Source organism: Streptomyces sp. NPDC048521 (assembly GCF_043199855.1).
Classification (GTDB): Bacteria; Actinomycetota; Actinomycetes; order Streptomycetales; family Streptomycetaceae; genus Streptomyces.
The window spans coordinates 244,914-261,387 of record NZ_JBICWR010000011.1; the positions used below are offsets into that span (position 1 = coordinate 244,914).

At 71.0% G+C, this 16,474-nt stretch carries 9 protein-coding genes; 4 read left to right on the plus strand and 5 right to left on the minus strand.

Features of this window, described 5'->3' with window-relative positions; all coding sequences use genetic code 11:
• Positions 1-78: 78 nt before the first annotated feature.
• The 5 genes from ACGFRF_RS25470 to ACGFRF_RS25490 form a co-directional block, all read right to left on the minus strand.
• On the minus strand, positions 79-1,131 hold the full coding sequence (locus tag ACGFRF_RS25470; protein WP_393743589.1) for a YeiH family protein: 1,053 nt from the start codon (positions 1,129-1,131) through the stop codon (positions 79-81).
• Between the two features lie 4 nt (positions 1,132-1,135).
• A complete protein-coding gene (locus tag ACGFRF_RS25475; RefSeq protein ID WP_393743591.1) occupies positions 1,136-1,708 on the minus strand; it encodes a cysteine dioxygenase in 573 nt (190 codons plus the stop codon).
• 144 nt (positions 1,709-1,852) lie between these two features.
• The gene (locus ACGFRF_RS25480) at positions 1,853-2,758 is read right to left on the minus strand and encodes a LysR family transcriptional regulator (protein WP_393743593.1); all 906 of its coding nucleotides are present in this window, start codon (positions 2,756-2,758) and stop codon (positions 1,853-1,855) included.
• Positions 2,759-2,867: 109 nt separating this feature from the next.
• On the minus strand, positions 2,868-3,248 hold the full coding sequence (locus ACGFRF_RS25485) for a nuclear transport factor 2 family protein (protein WP_393743595.1): 381 nt from the start codon (positions 3,246-3,248) through the stop codon (positions 2,868-2,870).
• A 247-nt stretch (positions 3,249-3,495) separates the two neighbouring features.
• Positions 3,496-4,032 carry a prephenate dehydratase domain-containing protein gene (locus ACGFRF_RS25490; protein WP_393743597.1) on the minus strand — a complete coding sequence of 179 codons (537 nt, stop codon included), beginning with the start codon at positions 4,030-4,032 and terminating at the stop codon, positions 3,496-3,498.
• Positions 4,033-4,830: 798 nt separating this feature from the next.
• Between ACGFRF_RS25490 and ACGFRF_RS25495 the strand changes: the two genes are divergently transcribed.
• From ACGFRF_RS25495 to ACGFRF_RS25510, 4 genes are all read left to right on the plus strand, one after another.
• Positions 4,831-6,144 (plus strand): NAD(P)/FAD-dependent oxidoreductase, encoded by a 1,314-nt coding sequence (locus ACGFRF_RS25495; protein ID WP_393743599.1) that lies wholly within the window; start codon positions 4,831-4,833, stop codon positions 6,142-6,144.
• Between the two features lie 62 nt (positions 6,145-6,206).
• A complete protein-coding gene (locus tag ACGFRF_RS25500) occupies positions 6,207-13,475 on the plus strand; it encodes an amino acid adenylation domain-containing protein (RefSeq protein ID WP_393743601.1) in 7,269 nt (2,422 codons plus the stop codon).
• 58 nt (positions 13,476-13,533) lie between these two features.
• Positions 13,534-14,634 carry an amidinotransferase gene (locus tag ACGFRF_RS25505; protein WP_393743603.1) on the plus strand — a complete coding sequence of 367 codons (1,101 nt, stop codon included), beginning with the start codon at positions 13,534-13,536 and terminating at the stop codon, positions 14,632-14,634.
• Positions 14,634-16,469, plus strand: coding sequence for a fatty acid desaturase family protein (locus ACGFRF_RS25510; RefSeq protein WP_393743605.1), 1,836 nt, complete (start codon positions 14,634-14,636; stop codon positions 16,467-16,469). The genes ACGFRF_RS25505 and ACGFRF_RS25510 overlap by 1 nt, the downstream gene beginning before the upstream one ends.
• Positions 16,470-16,474 lie beyond the last annotated feature (5 nt).

The window sequence follows — 16,474 nt, forward strand, 5'->3', positions numbered from 1 at the left end:
CCTCGAGGCGCTCACCGGCGTGGCCCGGCGGACACGGCGGAGGCGGCACACGCGGCGGACGCGGCGGACGTACCGGACTCAGCCGGTGGTCAGCAGGACGCCGGCGTACGACAACCCGGCCACCACGACCCAGGACGCCGCCCCGAGCACCAGCATGCGCCGGCCGGACGTGCCCGCGAGTGTGCTCAGGTTCACCACCGCGCCGAGGCCGAAGAGAGCCGAGGCCAGCACGAAGTGCTGCACCGCGGCGGCGCCGTCGAGCACCGCGGCGCCGAGCAGTCCGGTACTGCGCAGCACGATCATCGCCAGGAATCCGACCACGAAAAGGGGGAGTGCCGGAGGCCGCTCGCCGCCCGCGTCCGCCTGCGCGCCCCGGGACCGGCGCAGGGCGACGGCCGTACCCGCGGTCAGCGGGGCGAGCAGGACCACCCGCATCAGCTTGACCAGGACGGCCTCGCGCAGGGCGAGCGGACCGGCGGTCTGCGCGGTGGCGACCACCTGTCCGACATCGTGGACACTGGCCCCCGCCCACCGGCCGAACCGCACGGTGTCCATGCCGAGGGCGGTGTGCAGCACGGGCAGTACCGCGATCGCGAGCGTGCCGCACAGCGTGACCAGCGCGACCGCGCCGGCGACGTCGTCCTCCTCGCTCCTGGCCACCTGGCCCACCGCGCCGATGGCCGAGGCACCGCAGATCGCGTAACCGGCGGCCACCAGCAGCGGGACATCGCCGGGCAGGCCCAGTCGCCGGCCCAGCCAGGAGGTACCGAAGAAGGTGGCGAGGACGACGCACACCACCATCGCCACCGTGGGCAGCCCGAGCCCCGCCACGTCGGCGAGAGAGAGCTGGAGCCCGAGCAGGACCACGCCGACCCGCATCAGCCGCTTCGCCGCCACGGCCAGTCCGGCCCTGGCCGACGTCCGGACGAACACCCGGGTCCCGGGCAGCTGGGCGGCCGCGACACCGAGCACGACCGCGAAGGTGAGCGTCGGTACGGCGGGCAGCGCCCCGTGCAGCGCCGTCGCCAGCAGCACCCCGGCCGTCGCCAGCGCCAGACCGGGCACGGCGCGATGCCGGGACCACTCCCTGAACACGAGCGGGATGAACGATCTGTCGTGGACTCCGCTCACGGCGTCAGTCGCTTTCGCCGTCGGGGCGCTCGTACACGCGCCGCACACTGCTGCCCAGACGCACCACGTCGGCGCCGTAGATGTGGATGGAGATCGCCGTGCCGGTTCCGGAGTTGCGCACCTCGTGAATGTCACCGGGCGGGGCGAAGCCGCACACGGACCCCACCGGGTTGGTCACCACCTCCGTGTCGACCAGGCGGGAGGCCGCGCCGTCGGACACGAGGCGGTAGCGGTGCTCGGTCTCCGTCCCCTGGTGGACACCCGTCACGCACCAGGAGACGTGGTCGTGGACCGGCGTGCGCTGACCGGGCAGCCAGACGAGCGCCACCACGGAGAAGCTGCCGTCCGGTTCGGCGTGCAGCACGTGTTGCGTGTAGCGCTCGGGCGAGCCGACGCACTGTTCGGCGGTGAGCAGGCCGGGATCCGCGAGGTAGCCACGCAGCGCCTGCGCGGCCAGGTCGGCGGACCGTGCGGGATTCAGGCCACGCGCCACCACGGCCCGGACGTCCGCTGTCAGGGCTGCCGCCGTCTCCGTGATGCGCGCACTGCCGGACGCATGAGCGGTGGTTGCTGTCATGCACAGCAGCTTCAGGGCCGTCGCACGCCGGCGTCCAAGCAGTGTTTCTTCGCTCGTCCCAACCGCTGCTTATACGAGCCGGGAGGGGGCGGCGGGTGTCGAGTCGGTCACGTGCCGTTCCGGGCGGCGGGTGTCGCGGTGCGGTCAGCAGCCGGTCCGGGCGGCGGCCGCCGAGCGCAGGTGCTCCAGCACCAACTCGGTGGCCGGCAGTCGCACATGCTCACGCAGCGCGTAGGCGCTGACCCGGCGGACGACGTTCGGCTCGATCAACCGGCCGGTCACCTGACGGTGGTTGAGGAAGGAGAGCACCAACGAGGGGGCCACCGCGATGCCCACTCCGGCAGCCACCAGGCTCTGCAGCGCGAGATTGTCGTCGGTCGTGAAGACGACGTCCGGTTCGAACCCTTCCTCGGCGCAGATCTGCAGTAAGTTCGCCCGGCACCGGGAGCAGCCCGCCACCCAGCGCGCCTGGGCCAGCTCGGCGAGGCGCACGGCACGTCGGCGGACCAGCGGGTGACCGGCCGGCAGCAGGACCGTCAGCCGGTCCTCCAGGAGGTCGATCTCCGCCAGTTCCGGCGGGACTTGCGCGCGCAGCCCCGGATAGCTGAAGGACAGTGCGATGTCGCACGCCCCGGACAGCACCCGGTGCAGGGACTCGGGTGGCTCGGCCTCCTGCAGTTCCACCCGTACGGCAGGGTGGTCCGCCAGCAGCGCGGCCACCGCTTCCGGGATCAGCGTCGCGTTGGCGCTGGGGAAGGCGCACACGCGGACCCGGCCGGCACGCAGTCGCGCCATTGCCTGCAACTGCTGCTGCGCGTCACTCAGTTTCCCCAGGATCTCCTCCGCGTGACGGGCCAGCGTCCGTCCGGCCTCGGTGACGCACATCCGCCGGCCCTTGCGGGTGAAGAGGGGCACGCCCGCCTCCCGCTCGAGCGCCCGGATCTGCTGTGTGACGGCGGGCTGGGTGTAGCCGAGGGACCGTGCGGCGGCGGTGAACGAACCGGTGGTGACCACCTCGTGGAAGGTGCGGAGGCGGCGGGAGTCCAACATGCGCCGATCATAAGCAGAAGTTTGTCAGCGGCGAGGAAGGTGTGTTCCGGCGGCACCCTCACACCCGGGGTTCGGGTGTGCGAAGCCGTCCGCGAGCCGGGCCGCTTGGTCAGGCCTGCAGAAGGGAGGCCGCGTAGCCGGGGTTGGTGTAGTCGCGCCAGGCCGCGATCCTGCCGTCGCGGAGTTCGTAGACGGCCATGTTCATCACCGGGGCGAGCTTTCCGCCGGGCAGCGAGAGCCCGTGGATCTGCTCGGCGATGACGACGTCGCCGTTGACCGCCTGGTGCACGGTCTCGAACTCGACCCGCTCGAAGTTGGCGAACACGCCCCTCCACAGAGCGACCACCGCGTCGCGTCCCTCGACCGGACTGTCGCCGTAGTTGTGGAAGACCACGTCATCGGCCAGGTACGGGCCGAGGGCGGCGGCGTCCTTGCTGTTGAAGGTGTTCACGAAGTCGCGGACGAGTGAGTCGTTGTCGGTGGCAGCCATGACATGACCTCCAGGGTCGAGGGTGGGTGGAAGAAGCCGCTGGGATCCGCCGATTCCGGCGAACTGTGCGTGATGACGGCGAGCCTAGGCCGGAATGTTTGGACCCGCAAGTCCAGAAAAAGGGACGTCACCCCCGACGGCCGAACCGGACACGGTGAGCCACCGAGGGCGCGAGACCGCCGTGCCTGTCGAGCGGTGACCTCACCTGTCGTGCAACTGCCGACCGGCGGTAAGGGTGCGGGCCTCGCTACCGGCGGGCTCCCCTGCGCTCCGGCACCTCGCTCGCGCGGGGGACATGAATGGAGTAACCCATGTCGACCGGGCCGAAGTCCTCCAGGATCACGAGCCCGTGGGCCTCCGCGGAGGGCCGAGTGGTGATGCACGCGTCGCTCTCTCCCCGGGCGCAGGCCTCGGCCGCGGCCGCGGTGCTGCTCGCCATCTCCACGCGGACATCCAGGCCGTCCAGCAGCCTGGCCGGTGCCGCGTGGGTGAGAACGGTCCTGATGCGTCCCCGCGCTGGCGCGCCCAGAACCAGGGCATGCGTCGGCAGCATGAAGCACTCACGCATGGTCAGCTGACGCAGGTTCTGGTAAACGATCACGTGCAGCTCCGGATAGGCGACGCATCCCAGCAGCACACTGTGCGCCGGCCGGTCGAGCACTGCCGCGGCCGCGTCCTCGAACGTGGCGTGCAGGACGACCTCTCCCCGTCCCGGGTGATGCGAATCGAGCCAGTGTCGCGCCGCGGCCTCGCAGTTGGTGCCGCTCGGGCCCAAGGTGTGCACTACCACGACGTCCGTCGTCGCCGGGTCCCGTCCGAGTAAAACATGTGTGTCTGTCGCTGTCCCGGTTCCGGGCATGCTTCGTACCCCTGTCCTGAAAGTGACCGACGAGGGACCGCCCCGCCGACGGACGTATGTGAGCAGGCAGCAGATAAGTGGGAGTTGTCCGGCTGGCGGTAGGTATCTGTCAGCCGTTTCGTCACCGCTCCATGGCAAGAGCGGAAAAGCCCGCCATGTGCGGTGCCGGAGGTGCGGCGGAAAGCGCTGGGAAGAGTTTCCTCCGACGACGGGCCCGCGCGTCAAGAGAGCTGATTCGGCCACATCCGGCGGCATCCGGTTTGCGCAACGCAAGTTTCTCCACAGACTCCCAGCACGCACATGTGAACTACGTCACACGAACTTTTCCAAGCGCTTCTTCGTACACCGGCCTTTCGGTGCGGCCGCGGGAGGTGATCGGCAAAGGTCACCATTGGAGCGCCGCACATAAACCCGACCAGGAGCTTTTCTCGGTAGATGAAGCAAGCCCCGAAAACGTGAACTGGGTCACACATGATGTCATTGCTCACCGAAGTCCTTCGACCTACTTTGTTGAACCGGTCCAGCCGGTGATCGACATCGATTCCGGACGGTCCCCGCTGCAAAGCCCTCGTGCGCATCCGCACCTGGCTCACTCATGCGGCCACTTACTTCACTAAGGCAGACGTGGGGATTCCTGTGATCGATTTACGCATCCAGACGTTCGACCGGCTCGTAGGGCTCACACCTCCGAAACATGTATTCCAACGACTTGACACGGCATGTGTGTTGGGCGGCAGCATCGCCGGTCTGCTGGCCGCTCGGGTGCTGGCCGGTCACGCCCGCAGGGTCCTGATCGTCGAACCGGACGAGGCCGGCGTGACGGGAAGGCCGCGCAACGGGGTGCCGCACGACCGTCAGCTGCACGGTTTCCTCCCGGGTGGCCAGGCTCTCGCGGAGCGGTGGCTGCCGGGACTCGCCCAGGAGGTCGTGGAACACGGCGGCCTCTGTGTCGATCCGGCACGTTTCCATGTACATGTCGATGGTGCGCCGCAGCGGCCCGCCGGCGGCGCCCCCATCCTCCAGTGCAGCCGCCCCCTCCTCGAAGCAGGCGTGCGCAGACGGGTCCTCGCCCTGCCCCAGGTCGAGTGGGTCCCCGCCCGCGCCACGGGCCTGGAATACCGCGGCGAGGAGGTGTGTGCCGTGCGCTGCGCGGCGGACGGCGGCGAGTACACGGTCGACACCGACTTCGTGGTGGACGCCATGGGGCGTGCCAGCAAGTTGTCCGACTGGGTGGCGGCCGCCGGCTTCGACCGGCCGGGACTTGAGCGCATGCCGATCGGCGTCCGCTACGCGACCGCCGTCTTCGAGCGCGTCCCCACCCCCGCGTTCCCGGACCCGGCCATCACGGTCGCCCAGTACCCGCTGCGGCCGGGACCGGCCGGCGTGGCGGCAGGACTGGTGCTCCCCATCGAGGAGGGGCAGTCGATGGTGGGGGTGGCCACCATGGGAGACCGGCCACCGATCACCTCGGTCGAGGAACTGCGGTCCGTCTGCGCCCACCTGCCCGCGCACTTCCAGGCAGCCGCCGGCGCTGCCGTCAGCCGTGACGTGGTGACGTTCCACCAAGCGGACAGCAGGCGACGCTCCTTCACCGGGCTCGGACGCTTCCCGGCCCGCCTGGTCGGCGTGGGCGACGCGGTGGCGTCCTTCAACGCGATCTACTCGCAGGGCATGTCGTCCGCGGCACTGCACGCCTCGTGCCTGTCCGAGTACCTGACCGGCGACCCCGACCTGAGCCGGTCCGCCGCCCGCTTCTTCGACCTCCAGGAGGTGGCGGTCGACGCCCTGTGGAGCGTGTCCGCAGGCGGAGACGCGGCGCGCGCCGACACCGCCGCCGAGGACGCCGAGGCGGAACCGGAGGCCCAGCGGCAACGGTGGGCCATGGCGCAGCTGATGCAGGCCTCCCGCACGGACGCGACCGTCGCCGAGGCGGTCGGTGCTGTCTCCGCGGTTCTCGCCCACCCGCTCACGCTGGCCGAACCCCGCCTCCTGGAGCGGGCGATCACCGTCAACCAGGCCGTGGCCGCCACGTCCTGACGTAGGAACTCCGCGCCCCGGCGTCGCCGGACGCCGTCGTCGAACTCGGTAATGGGGAGAACATGGCTCTTTCGCCGCGGCTGCCACTGACCACGTATCAGCGAGACGTGTGGGTGAGCGCCCTGCGCAACCCTGAGAGCGCACAGTTCAACGCTCTCGTCGACGTCACCATCACCGGCCCCGTCGACGTGCCGTTGCTGCGTGACTGCGTGGCCCGCTCGGTAGCGCGGCACGAGGCCCTGAACCTGAGGTTCGGTGACGACGGTGGCGTACCGCACCAGTGGGTGGAGCCGGGGCCGCCGCATGCCGGCGGGGTCGAGGTGGTCGACCTGCGCGCCGCGCGGGACCCGGCCGGCGAGGTGGCGGCGTGGAAGGCGCACGCCGCCCGGGTGCCGTTCGACCTGACCAGTGGTCTGCCACCCCGTCGGCTCGCCCTCGTGCGGGAGAGCGACAGGCTCCTGCACCTGCACATCGCCATCCATCACATCTGCACGGACGCCTGGAGCGAAACCCTCCTCTACCAGGAAATACTCGCCGACTACGACTCGGTGGTGCGGAGTGGACGGCATACCGAACCGCCGGGGACCGCCTACACCGACTTCCTGCCGGTCGAGGCGGAGTTCCGCGCCTCCCCGCAGTTCCGGCACACCGTCGCGGCGGTGGCCGCGACGGTCGAGGGCGCCGCACCCGCGCTCTTCCCGCGGCGGCCCTCCCGGCAGCCGCACGACACGCGTACCGCCGTGCACACGTTCCAGCTCGGACAGGACTTCGTGGACGCCGTGCGGGCGAAGGGCGTCACACCCACCGCGTACCTCGCGGCCGTGCTCGGCGTCCTGCTTTCACGGACCCACAGGTCGGACGACATCGTCCTGGGGCTCCCGCTGCTCAACCGCGCGGACACCACCGAGCTGCGCACCCACGGGCTGTTCTCCAGCGTTCTGCCCCTGCGCACCCGGCCCACCGCCGATCTGACCGTGCGGGATCTGGTCACCGAGGTCACCGCGCGGATCGGTGCCCTGCGTGACGCGGCCCGAGTGGGCCTGGGCGACGTCGTTCGGTCCCTCCCCCCGGAGCAGCGGTCCCGGCAGCTCTTCGACGTCACGTTCTCGTCGCTGCGGCTGCCCGCACAGGTACCCGTGGCGGAACTGGCCTACGAGATGCTGCCCGAGACACCCGTGCACGACCAGGACGCCCTGTCCGTGCTGGCCTACTCCGTCGTCGGACGCGAGGGCCTGAACGTCCACCTCCACCATGCGCTCGACGTGTTCGACGAGGACCTGCCGATACGGACGTTCGCGGCGGCCTACGAACACGCCCTGCGGGCCGGCCTCGCCGCCTTCGACCGTCCGGTCGGCGACCTCGCGCTCACCGACTGCCCGGCCGACTCCGTGCTCCTGGGCGAGGACCGCCCCTACGCCCGGGACGCCACGCTGCCCGAGCTGTTCGAACGCCAGGTCGCGCTGCACCCGCACCGCACGGCGCTGATCGACGCGGACGGCACGCGCACCAGTTACGAACAGCTCGCCCGGGCAGCCGATCGGATCGCCGCCGGTCTCCGGGAGCGCGGAGTGCGGTGCGGCGACCGGGTGGCGGTCGTGATGGAGCGCGGACGCGACCTGATGGCCGCCCTGTTCGGGGTGCTCAAGGCAGGCGCGGCCTATGTGCCGGTCGATCCCGGCTATCCGGCCGAGCGGATCGAGTTCATGGTGCGGGACAGCGCGGCGGCGGCCGTGATCACCGGTGCCCGACTCCCGGAGGCCACGGCCGGCCTGCCGCGGGCCGTGCCGGTGGCGGAACTCCTCACCGCCCGGGAACACCCGGCGGGGCACAGCGGCGCGCCCCTGCCGGAACGGCCGACGGGCCCCGCCTCCCCTCGGGACGGGGCAGGGCCGCGCGACCTGGCCTACGTCATCTACACATCCGGCTCCACCGGCACTCCCAAGGGCGTCATGGTCGAACACCACTCGGTGATCAACCGCCTGGCCTGGATGCAGACCCGCTACCCGATCGGCCCCGGGGACGTACTGCTCCAGAAGACCCCGGTCTCCTTCGACGTCTCGGTCTGGGAACTGTTCTGGTGGTCCATCGAGGGTGCCACGCTCGCCCTGCTCGCGCCCGGCGCCGAGAAGGATCCGCAGCAGGTCCTGACCGCGGTCTCGGAGAACGCGGTCACCGCCGTGCACTTCGTCCCGTCGATGTTCGGCTCCTTCCTCGACCTGCTGGAGTCGGACTTCCGGTCGCCCGGACTCATGGGCCGCGTCCGGCACGTGTTCTGCAGCGGCGAAGCCCTCCCGCCGGCTCAGGTGGAGCGTTTCAACCGTCACTTCGCCGCCGCCGACCGCCCGCCGCTGCTCACCAACCTCTACGGGCCCACCGAGGCGACGGTCGACGTCTGCGCGTACGACTGCCCGGACGGTCCCGTCCGCCGGGTGCCGATCGGCCGGCCGATCCACAACACCAGGCTCGCCGTCGTGGACGAGCGGCTGCGCCCTGTCCCCCCGGGCTTCCCCGGCGAACTCCTCATCGGCGGCGCCGGCGTCGCCCGGGGCTACCTGGACCGCCCGCGGCTCACGGCCGAGAAGTTCCTGCCCGACCCCGAGCACCCGGGCGAGCGGCTGTACCGCACCGGCGACCTGGCCCGGGTGCTCGCGGACGGAACTCTCGAGTACCTCGGCCGGCTGGACGGCCAGGTGAAGGTGCGCGGCAACCGTGTCGAACCCGGAGAGGTGGAGGACGCCCTGAGGAGGGTGCCGGGCGTGCGCGCCGCCGCCGTGATCGATCAGGAGCCACCGGGGCGGGGCAAAGTGCTGGTCGGCTACTACGTGGCGGCCGCGCCGATCCCCACCGCAACGCTGCGTGCCGCGCTGGGCGACGTCCTGCCCGAGTTCATGATCCCCGCCTTCTTCGAACGGGTGGACGTCATTCCGCTCACCCCCAACGGCAAGGCGGACCGCCGCGCGTTGCCCGCCCCCGGCCGCCCGACGGCGTCGGCGGCACGCCCGATGACCCCGGCCGAACGGACGCTCTCGCAGGTGTGGGCCGAGGTGCTGGGCGTCGAAGCCGTGGGCCCCGACGACGACTACTACGCCCTGGGCGGCGACTCGTTGCTGATGCTCCGCATCCGCGCGCTCGCAGGCCGTCGCGGCCTCCACTTCTCCCTGGACGACCTGATGAAGCACCGCACGGTGGGCGCCCTGGCCGCCCACGCCGGGAGCCGGCCGGTCCCCTCCGGCACCACGGTCGGGGACGAGCCGGTGCGGTCTCCCTTCGCCCTGGTGGCGGGCGTGGACCGGGCACGACTCAGCGACGCGGTCGACGCCTTCCCGGTCAGCCGGCTCCAGCTCGGGCTGATCTACCACAGCCGGCGCACCGAACGATCCGCCGTCTACAAGGACGTCTTCCGCTACACGCTGCGTATGCCGTGGCGGGAGGAGGTGTTCCGCGCGGCGTACGCGAGGCTGGTCGAGCGGCATCCCGTGCTGCGTTCCGGCTTCCGGCTCACCGGATACACCGAGCCGCTCCAGGTGGTGCGCGCGACGGCCGACGCACTGGACGTCGTGGACCTGCGGGGCCTGTCGGAAGAAGCCGCCGAGGCCGCCGTGAGCCGGCACGTCGAGGACCGGCGCCACCACGAGTACTCCTTCGAGGGGGACGCCCCCTGCCATCTGCTGCGGGCCCACGTACGGCCCGGGGGCGTGGTGCTGGTGCTCAGCTTCCACCACGCCCTCCTGGACGGCTCGAGCGTCGCCAACCTGGTCAGCGAACTGCTCCACGAATACGGCCGCTCGCTCGGCCTGCACTCCGTACCCCTGCCGGGTCAGGCCCCGCCGTCGCCGGCCCGCCACGCGTACGAGGAGCGCCGCGCCGTGCGCAGCGAGGAGTCGAAGGCGTTCTGGCAGACCGAGCTGAAAGGCCGTACGGCACCGTCCCTCAATGTCTTCGGACCGCACGAGCCGCGGCGGGACGGCGGGCGGCAGCCGGCCTCGCACCGGCTGACACTGTCCCGCGCGCTCGTCGAGGACCTGCGGCGACTGGCCCGTGAGCGGTCCATGCCCGTGAAGTCCCTGCTCCTCACCGCGCACTGCCTGACGCTCTCGTTGCTGGGCGGCAGCACCGACGTCACGACCGGACTGATCACGCACAGCCGTCCTGAGGAGACCGGGGCCGAGCGTATGGTCGGCCTGTTCCTCAACACGCTGCCCTTGCGGATGCAGACCGCGGCCACGTCCTGGTTCGGCCTGGTCCAGGAGGCGTTCCGCCGGGAACAGCGGATCCATCCCCACCGCCACTACCCCCTGAGCCTGATCCAGGAGGACCTGGGCGACGATCTGTTCGACACCGCCTTCAACTACGTCCGTTTCGAGCAGCTGTCGAAGACGCTCGAACTGCCCGGCATCGAGATGACCGACGTGCGGACCTTCGAGCAGACCAACTTCACCCTCCTGGTCAACGCCGTCACCGACCCGGTCGACGGATCGCTCTGGCTGCGGGTCGACAACGACGGCCAGAACGTCACCGATGATCAGGTGCGGGTCTACGGCGCGTACTGGACGCGCATCCTCGACCGGCTGGTGCACCGCCCCGACGAAGCCCCGGACCTGTCCTTCCTCACGGGCCGGGCCCGTCCCGTCACGCCCGGGGCGCCGCCGGCGACCGTCGTCGAACTCTTCGAGGCGCAAGCCGAGCGCACGCCCGGGGCCGTCGCGGTCACGATCGGCGAGGAGCACTGGACCTACGCGGACCTCGCCGCGGGCGCCGCGACCGTCGCGAGGAACGTGCGGGCGAGGGGCGTACGCCCCGGATCGGTCGTCGGGGTCGCCGCGGACCGTACCCCGCGGACCGTCGCGATCATGATCGGAGTCCTGCGGGCCGGAGCCGCGGTCATGCCCCTCGACACCGGCTACCCGCGCCGGCGCCTGGACCACATGGTGGAGCACGCCGAACCGGCGCTGATCATCGCCGCCGAGCGGTACGACAGCCTCTTCGACGGCCGATGGCCGCTCGTGCGGCCCGACGAGCTGACCGCAGGCGGCCCGGGGACCGCCCGCCGGGAGGACACCGATGAGCCCCTCCCGTGCGCGGACCCCGACGACCTGGCCGTCGTCCTGTACACGTCCGGCTCCACGGGGCGCCCCAAAGCCGTGGCCGTGCCCCACCGGACCCTCGGTACCGTCGTGTCCTGGCAGAACCGGGCACCCAGCGCCTGCACGGGAGTCACCCTCCAGTACGCGGCGCTCAGTTTCGACGTCTCGCTGCAGGAGATCTTCTCGACGCTCTGCGGCGGCGGCACCCTGTGCCTGGTGCCGGAGGAGGTACGCCGGGACATCCCCGCGCTGCTGCGCCTGATCGACCGGGAGGGCGTCGAACGGGTCTTCATGCCGTACGTCGCCCTCCAGCAACTCGCCGCCGCGGCGGTCGCGCTGGACATCACACCCAGCCGGCTGCGAGTGATCGTCTGTGGCGGCGAGCAACTGCGCGTGACCGACGAGATCAGGCAGCTGTGCCGGCGGCTGCCCGGCGCCGTACTGGAGAACCACTACGGCCCCACGGAGACCCACGTGGTGACCCGGCACACCCTGACCGGGCCTGCGGAGACCTACCCCGACCTGCCGCCGGTGGGCACTCCCGTCGAGGACGCCGACGTCCTCGTCCTCGACCCAGCCCTGCGTCCGCTGCCCTTGGGCGTGACGGGCGAGGTGTACATCGGCGGCCCCAGCGTCGCACTGGGCTACCTCGGACGCGAGGACCTCACCGGCGAGCGGTTCGTCCGGATCCCGGGACGTGCCGGGCGCTACTACCGCACGGGCGACCTCGCCTTCTGTCTGCCCGGCGGTGAGATCGTGTGCGTGGGACGGGCCGACACGCAGGTGAAGGTGCGCGGCTACCGGGTGGAGACCGCCGAGGTCGAGCTGGCGGTGCGCGAACTGGCCGCGGACCGCCACCCGGGCATCCGCGACGTCGCGGTGGTGGCCCGCAAGGGCCCGGGGGCCGAGACCGTCCTCGTGGCGTACCTGGTGGGCGACCCCGACTCCGTGGCGAGCGGTGCCCTCAGGAGCGCACTGCGCCGTACCCTCCCCGACTACATGATCCCGAGCCATGTCCAGTGGCTCGACGCCCTGCCGTCGACGCCGAGCGGCAAGCGGGACGACGCCGCGCTGCGCGCCCTGCCGCTCCAGGCCCCCGCCGCCCAGGACGCCACGCCGCCCCGAACGGAGCACGAGCGGGTCCTGGCGGAGATCCTCGCCGATCTGCTGCGGGTGCCGGAGATCGGCGTGCACGACAACTTCTTCGACCTGGGCGGCACATCGCTCACCGCCATGCGGCTGATGGTGACGGTCGAGGAACGGTTCCGGGTCAACGTGCCCCTGTCCGACCTGATCGCGGCGCCCACCGTGGCGGCGCTGGCGGACCGTCTCACCCACTCCTCCGCGGCGCCCGCACCGTTCGACGCCGTCGTGCCCATCAAGCCGTCGGGCAGCCGCGCCCCCCTCTTCCTCGTCCATCCCATGGGCGGGAACGTCCTGTGCTTCCTGCCCTTCGCCCGGCATCTGCCCGCCGAACAGCCGCTCTACGGACTCCAGTCCGCGGGCGCCGACCCGGGCACGGTGCCGCTGGGCAGCGTCGAGGAGATGGCCCGCAGCTACGTGGAAGCCATCAGGCGCGTCCAGCCCACGGGGCCGTACGCCATCGCCGGCTACTCCTTCGGCGGCTTCGTCGCCTTCGAGATGTCCCGGCAGTTGCGCGCGGCGGGGGCGGAGGTCAGCCGGACCCTCCTGTTCGACTCCGTCGCTCTGAACCCTGCCACCAGCGGACGACACGACGACGACGTCCTGCTGGGCTGGTTCTTCTGGGAACTCCTGTGGCCGGTGCGGGGCGGAACCTCGCCGCTGATGGACCTGCCGCCGGGTGCCACCACCACGGACGAGAAGTTCGACCACATCGCGGACCAGGCGGTACGGCTAGGAGTGCTGCCCTCCGACAGTTCGGGATCGCTGATCCGGCGCCTCTTCCGCGTCTACCGCGCCAACTGGTACGCGGCGGGCGCCTACCGGCCCGGCGACGTGACGCTCGACCTCACCCTGCTGCGTTCCGCGGAACCGCTGCCGGCCTTCCTGGAGTCCATGCACGGGCCCGCCGGCAGCCTGCACTACGAGCCCACCAACGGCTGGCACCGGATGACCGGCGGCCACGTGGAGGTGGTCCCAGTGGCCGGTGACCACCTCTCGATGATGGAAGAACCGCATGTCGCCCCCCTCGCCGCCACGGTCGCCGACCTGCTGGCCGCCCCCGGCACCCCCGGATCCGCGACGCGGCCTCCGCAGCAGGCCTGACCCTCTCCCTTCCCCCCCGCACCGTAGATCGGCGTGACCGCCAGAGAGTGAGTGCTCCGTGTTCACCAGTACGACGATGCCGCCCGCGCCGGACGTCACCCGCCCTGTCGTCAACTCCTTCACGGAATGGGATCCACTGGAAGAGGTGATCGTCGGCATCGTCGACGGAGCCGCCTTCCCCACCTGGCACGCGGCCCTCCCGCCCGTACTGCCCGAGAACCAGCACGAGACCTTCCGCCGTATGGCGGGCAAGCCCTTCCCCCCGGAACGGGTCGCCGCGGCCCGCGCCGAACTGGAGCAGTTCGCGCACATCCTGGAGGCCGAGGGCGTCACCGTGCGACGGCCCGAGCCGATACCCCAGCGACAGCCCTATCGGACGCTGCACTGGACGAGCACCGGAATGTACGCGGCGATGCCCCGCGACGCCCTGTTGGTGGTCGGGGACCAGATCATCGAATGCCCGATGGCCTGGCGGTCGCGCTACTACGAGTCGCTGGCCTACCGGCCGCTGCTCAAGGAGTACTTCCGCGGCGGCGCGCGCTGGGCCGCGGGCCCGAAGCCGGAACTGAGCGACGATCAGTTCGACCTGTGCTGGGAGGACTCCGGTGAGCAGCTCCCGCCCCGGCTCGTCGTCACGGAGTTCGAGCCGACCTTCGACGCCGCCGACTTCACCCGGCTGGGCCGGGACATCATCGCGCAGAAGAGTCACGTCACCAACGAGTTCGGCATCGAGTGGCTGCGCAGGCACCTGGGCGACGAATACCGCATCCACGTGCTGGAGTTCGCCGACACCCATCCGATGCACATCGACGCGACGCTCGTCCCGCTGGCACCGGGCAAACTGCTCATCCACCCCGACCGGGTTCCCGAGGTGCCGCGGCTGTTCAAGGGCTGGGACGTGATGCGGGCACCGCGCCCGGTGATCCCGGACAACCACCCCCTGTACATGACCAGCAAGTGGCTCAACATGAACATCCTCATGCTCGACGAGCAGCGCGTCGTCGTGGAGCGGCAGGACGAACCGATGATCGACGCGATGAAGCGATTCGGACTCACACCGATCCCGTGCGACTTCCGCAACTTCAACAGCTTCGGTGGCTCCTTCCACTGCGCCACGCTCGATGTCCGCCGTCAGGGAAGTCTGGAGTCCTACCTGTGATGCGCGACAAGATATGGGCGAAGTCCCCGTGGGACGCGCTGCTTCTCCTGTACAGCCTGCTGCAATCGGCCCTCACGGTGTGGCTGGCGATCTCGTGGGACACCACGCCGTTACCGTGGCGGGTCGCCGGCGGCGCGGCCGTCGCCGTCATGATCAGCTACAACATCATCGTCGTCTCGCACCTGTTCACCCATGTGCCGTGGTTCACCTCCGCCAGGCTCAACGCGGCCGTTTCGGTGCTGAACTCGGTCAACATCGGGCAGTCGGTGCAGGCGTACCACCTGACCCATGTGCGCAACCACCACCGGTTCAACAACGACGCCCCGGACGGGACCGGCACGACCCGGGACACCTCGTCGACCTACCGCGACGGCAAGGACGGAGAGCACCAGGCCCTGATCCCCTACGCGCTCGGCGGGGCCCTGCAGTCGCTGGGCAGCCGCGGCCGGGAAGCACTCGCGGTACGGCGGCTGTGGAAGGTCGGGCCCACCGAGACGGCGCTGCGGTCCCTGGTCTCCCGTCGGCCGCTGCGCGCCGTCCGCGAACTGCGGCAGGTACAGGCCGACCGCGCGGCACACGTGCTCTCCCTCGTGCTGTTCGCCGCCCTGTCATGGCAGTGGACCCTCATGTGCTACGTGCCGGCGTTCTTCTGCGCGCTCGCCATGGTGAACACGCAGAACTACTACCGCCACTACGGTGCCAACCCCTACGTCCGCGCGGCGGATTCGGTCAGCCACTACGGCCGGCTGTACAACCTGCTGACCTTCAACGACGGGTTCCACCAGGAGCACCTCTCAGCCCCGCCACCCACTGGTCGAAACTGCCCAGGGTCAAGGAGCGCAACATGTCACGGCTCAGCGCACAGCCGCGGATCGTCAGCCCGGTCCCGGCCATGCTCGGCTTCCTGCACCGAGGCAGGCCGCTGCTGCACCAAGGGGCGCAGGCCGGTGAGCGGAAGGGCGGGAGCCGTGCTGCCTGACCTGACCCCCGTGGTGGAGGGCCGCCGACTGCCCGCCGACCGGTTCCGCGTGCACGAGACCTCTCGCCTGGTGGACCGGGAAGCCGTCCTGGGCGTGCTCCGCGGTGAGCTGGCCGTGCATCGCGTGCGTGACTACCTGTCGGCGCAGGAGTGCCGGAGCATCCGGGAGAACTTCGCCGCCTCGCAGCAGGTCCGCCCGCGCCACGGTGAGGGCGAGGACGGTGTCGAGGCGTACATCGTCGGCGCGTCGCACATCGACAAGACCACCGACACCTATCTGGCCGACGCCGCGCGTTCCGCCGGCGCCGTCGCCGGCCTGTACGCGGGTACCGTCGACCCCTTCGCCCGGTTCCGGGCGCAGCTCACCGGCCTCGCGGGCATCGGCACCGTACGGGCCGCCGCCCACGCAGGACGGCCGGCCGGCGACTCGAAGGCCGTGCGGTGGAACAACACGGGTGAGTACCTGCTGCTGCCGCACGAGGACCTCGCCCAACTCGGCGACCCGCTCCAGCACGGCTTCGAGATCCAGGGTGTCCGACGGGTCATGGCCGTCAACGTCTACCCCGCGGTTCCCGCCGGAACCGGCCAGCTCCGGGTGTGGAACGTGGAACCCGACGAGGCCAGCCGCGACCGGCTGGGCCTCTCGCACAGCGGCTACCCCTACCCGCTTTCCGCGCTGGAGGGTCACGAGAGCCTGACCGTCGACGTCACCGACGGCGACCTCGTCCTCCTCGACGGCAACCTGGTGCACGCCGTGCTCGGCGGCGCGCACCCGGCCGGGCATGACCGACGCCGACTGCTGCTGACCTGCTTCACCGGACTCGGTGACAGCGGTGACTTCCTCTGGTGGACCTGAACGGC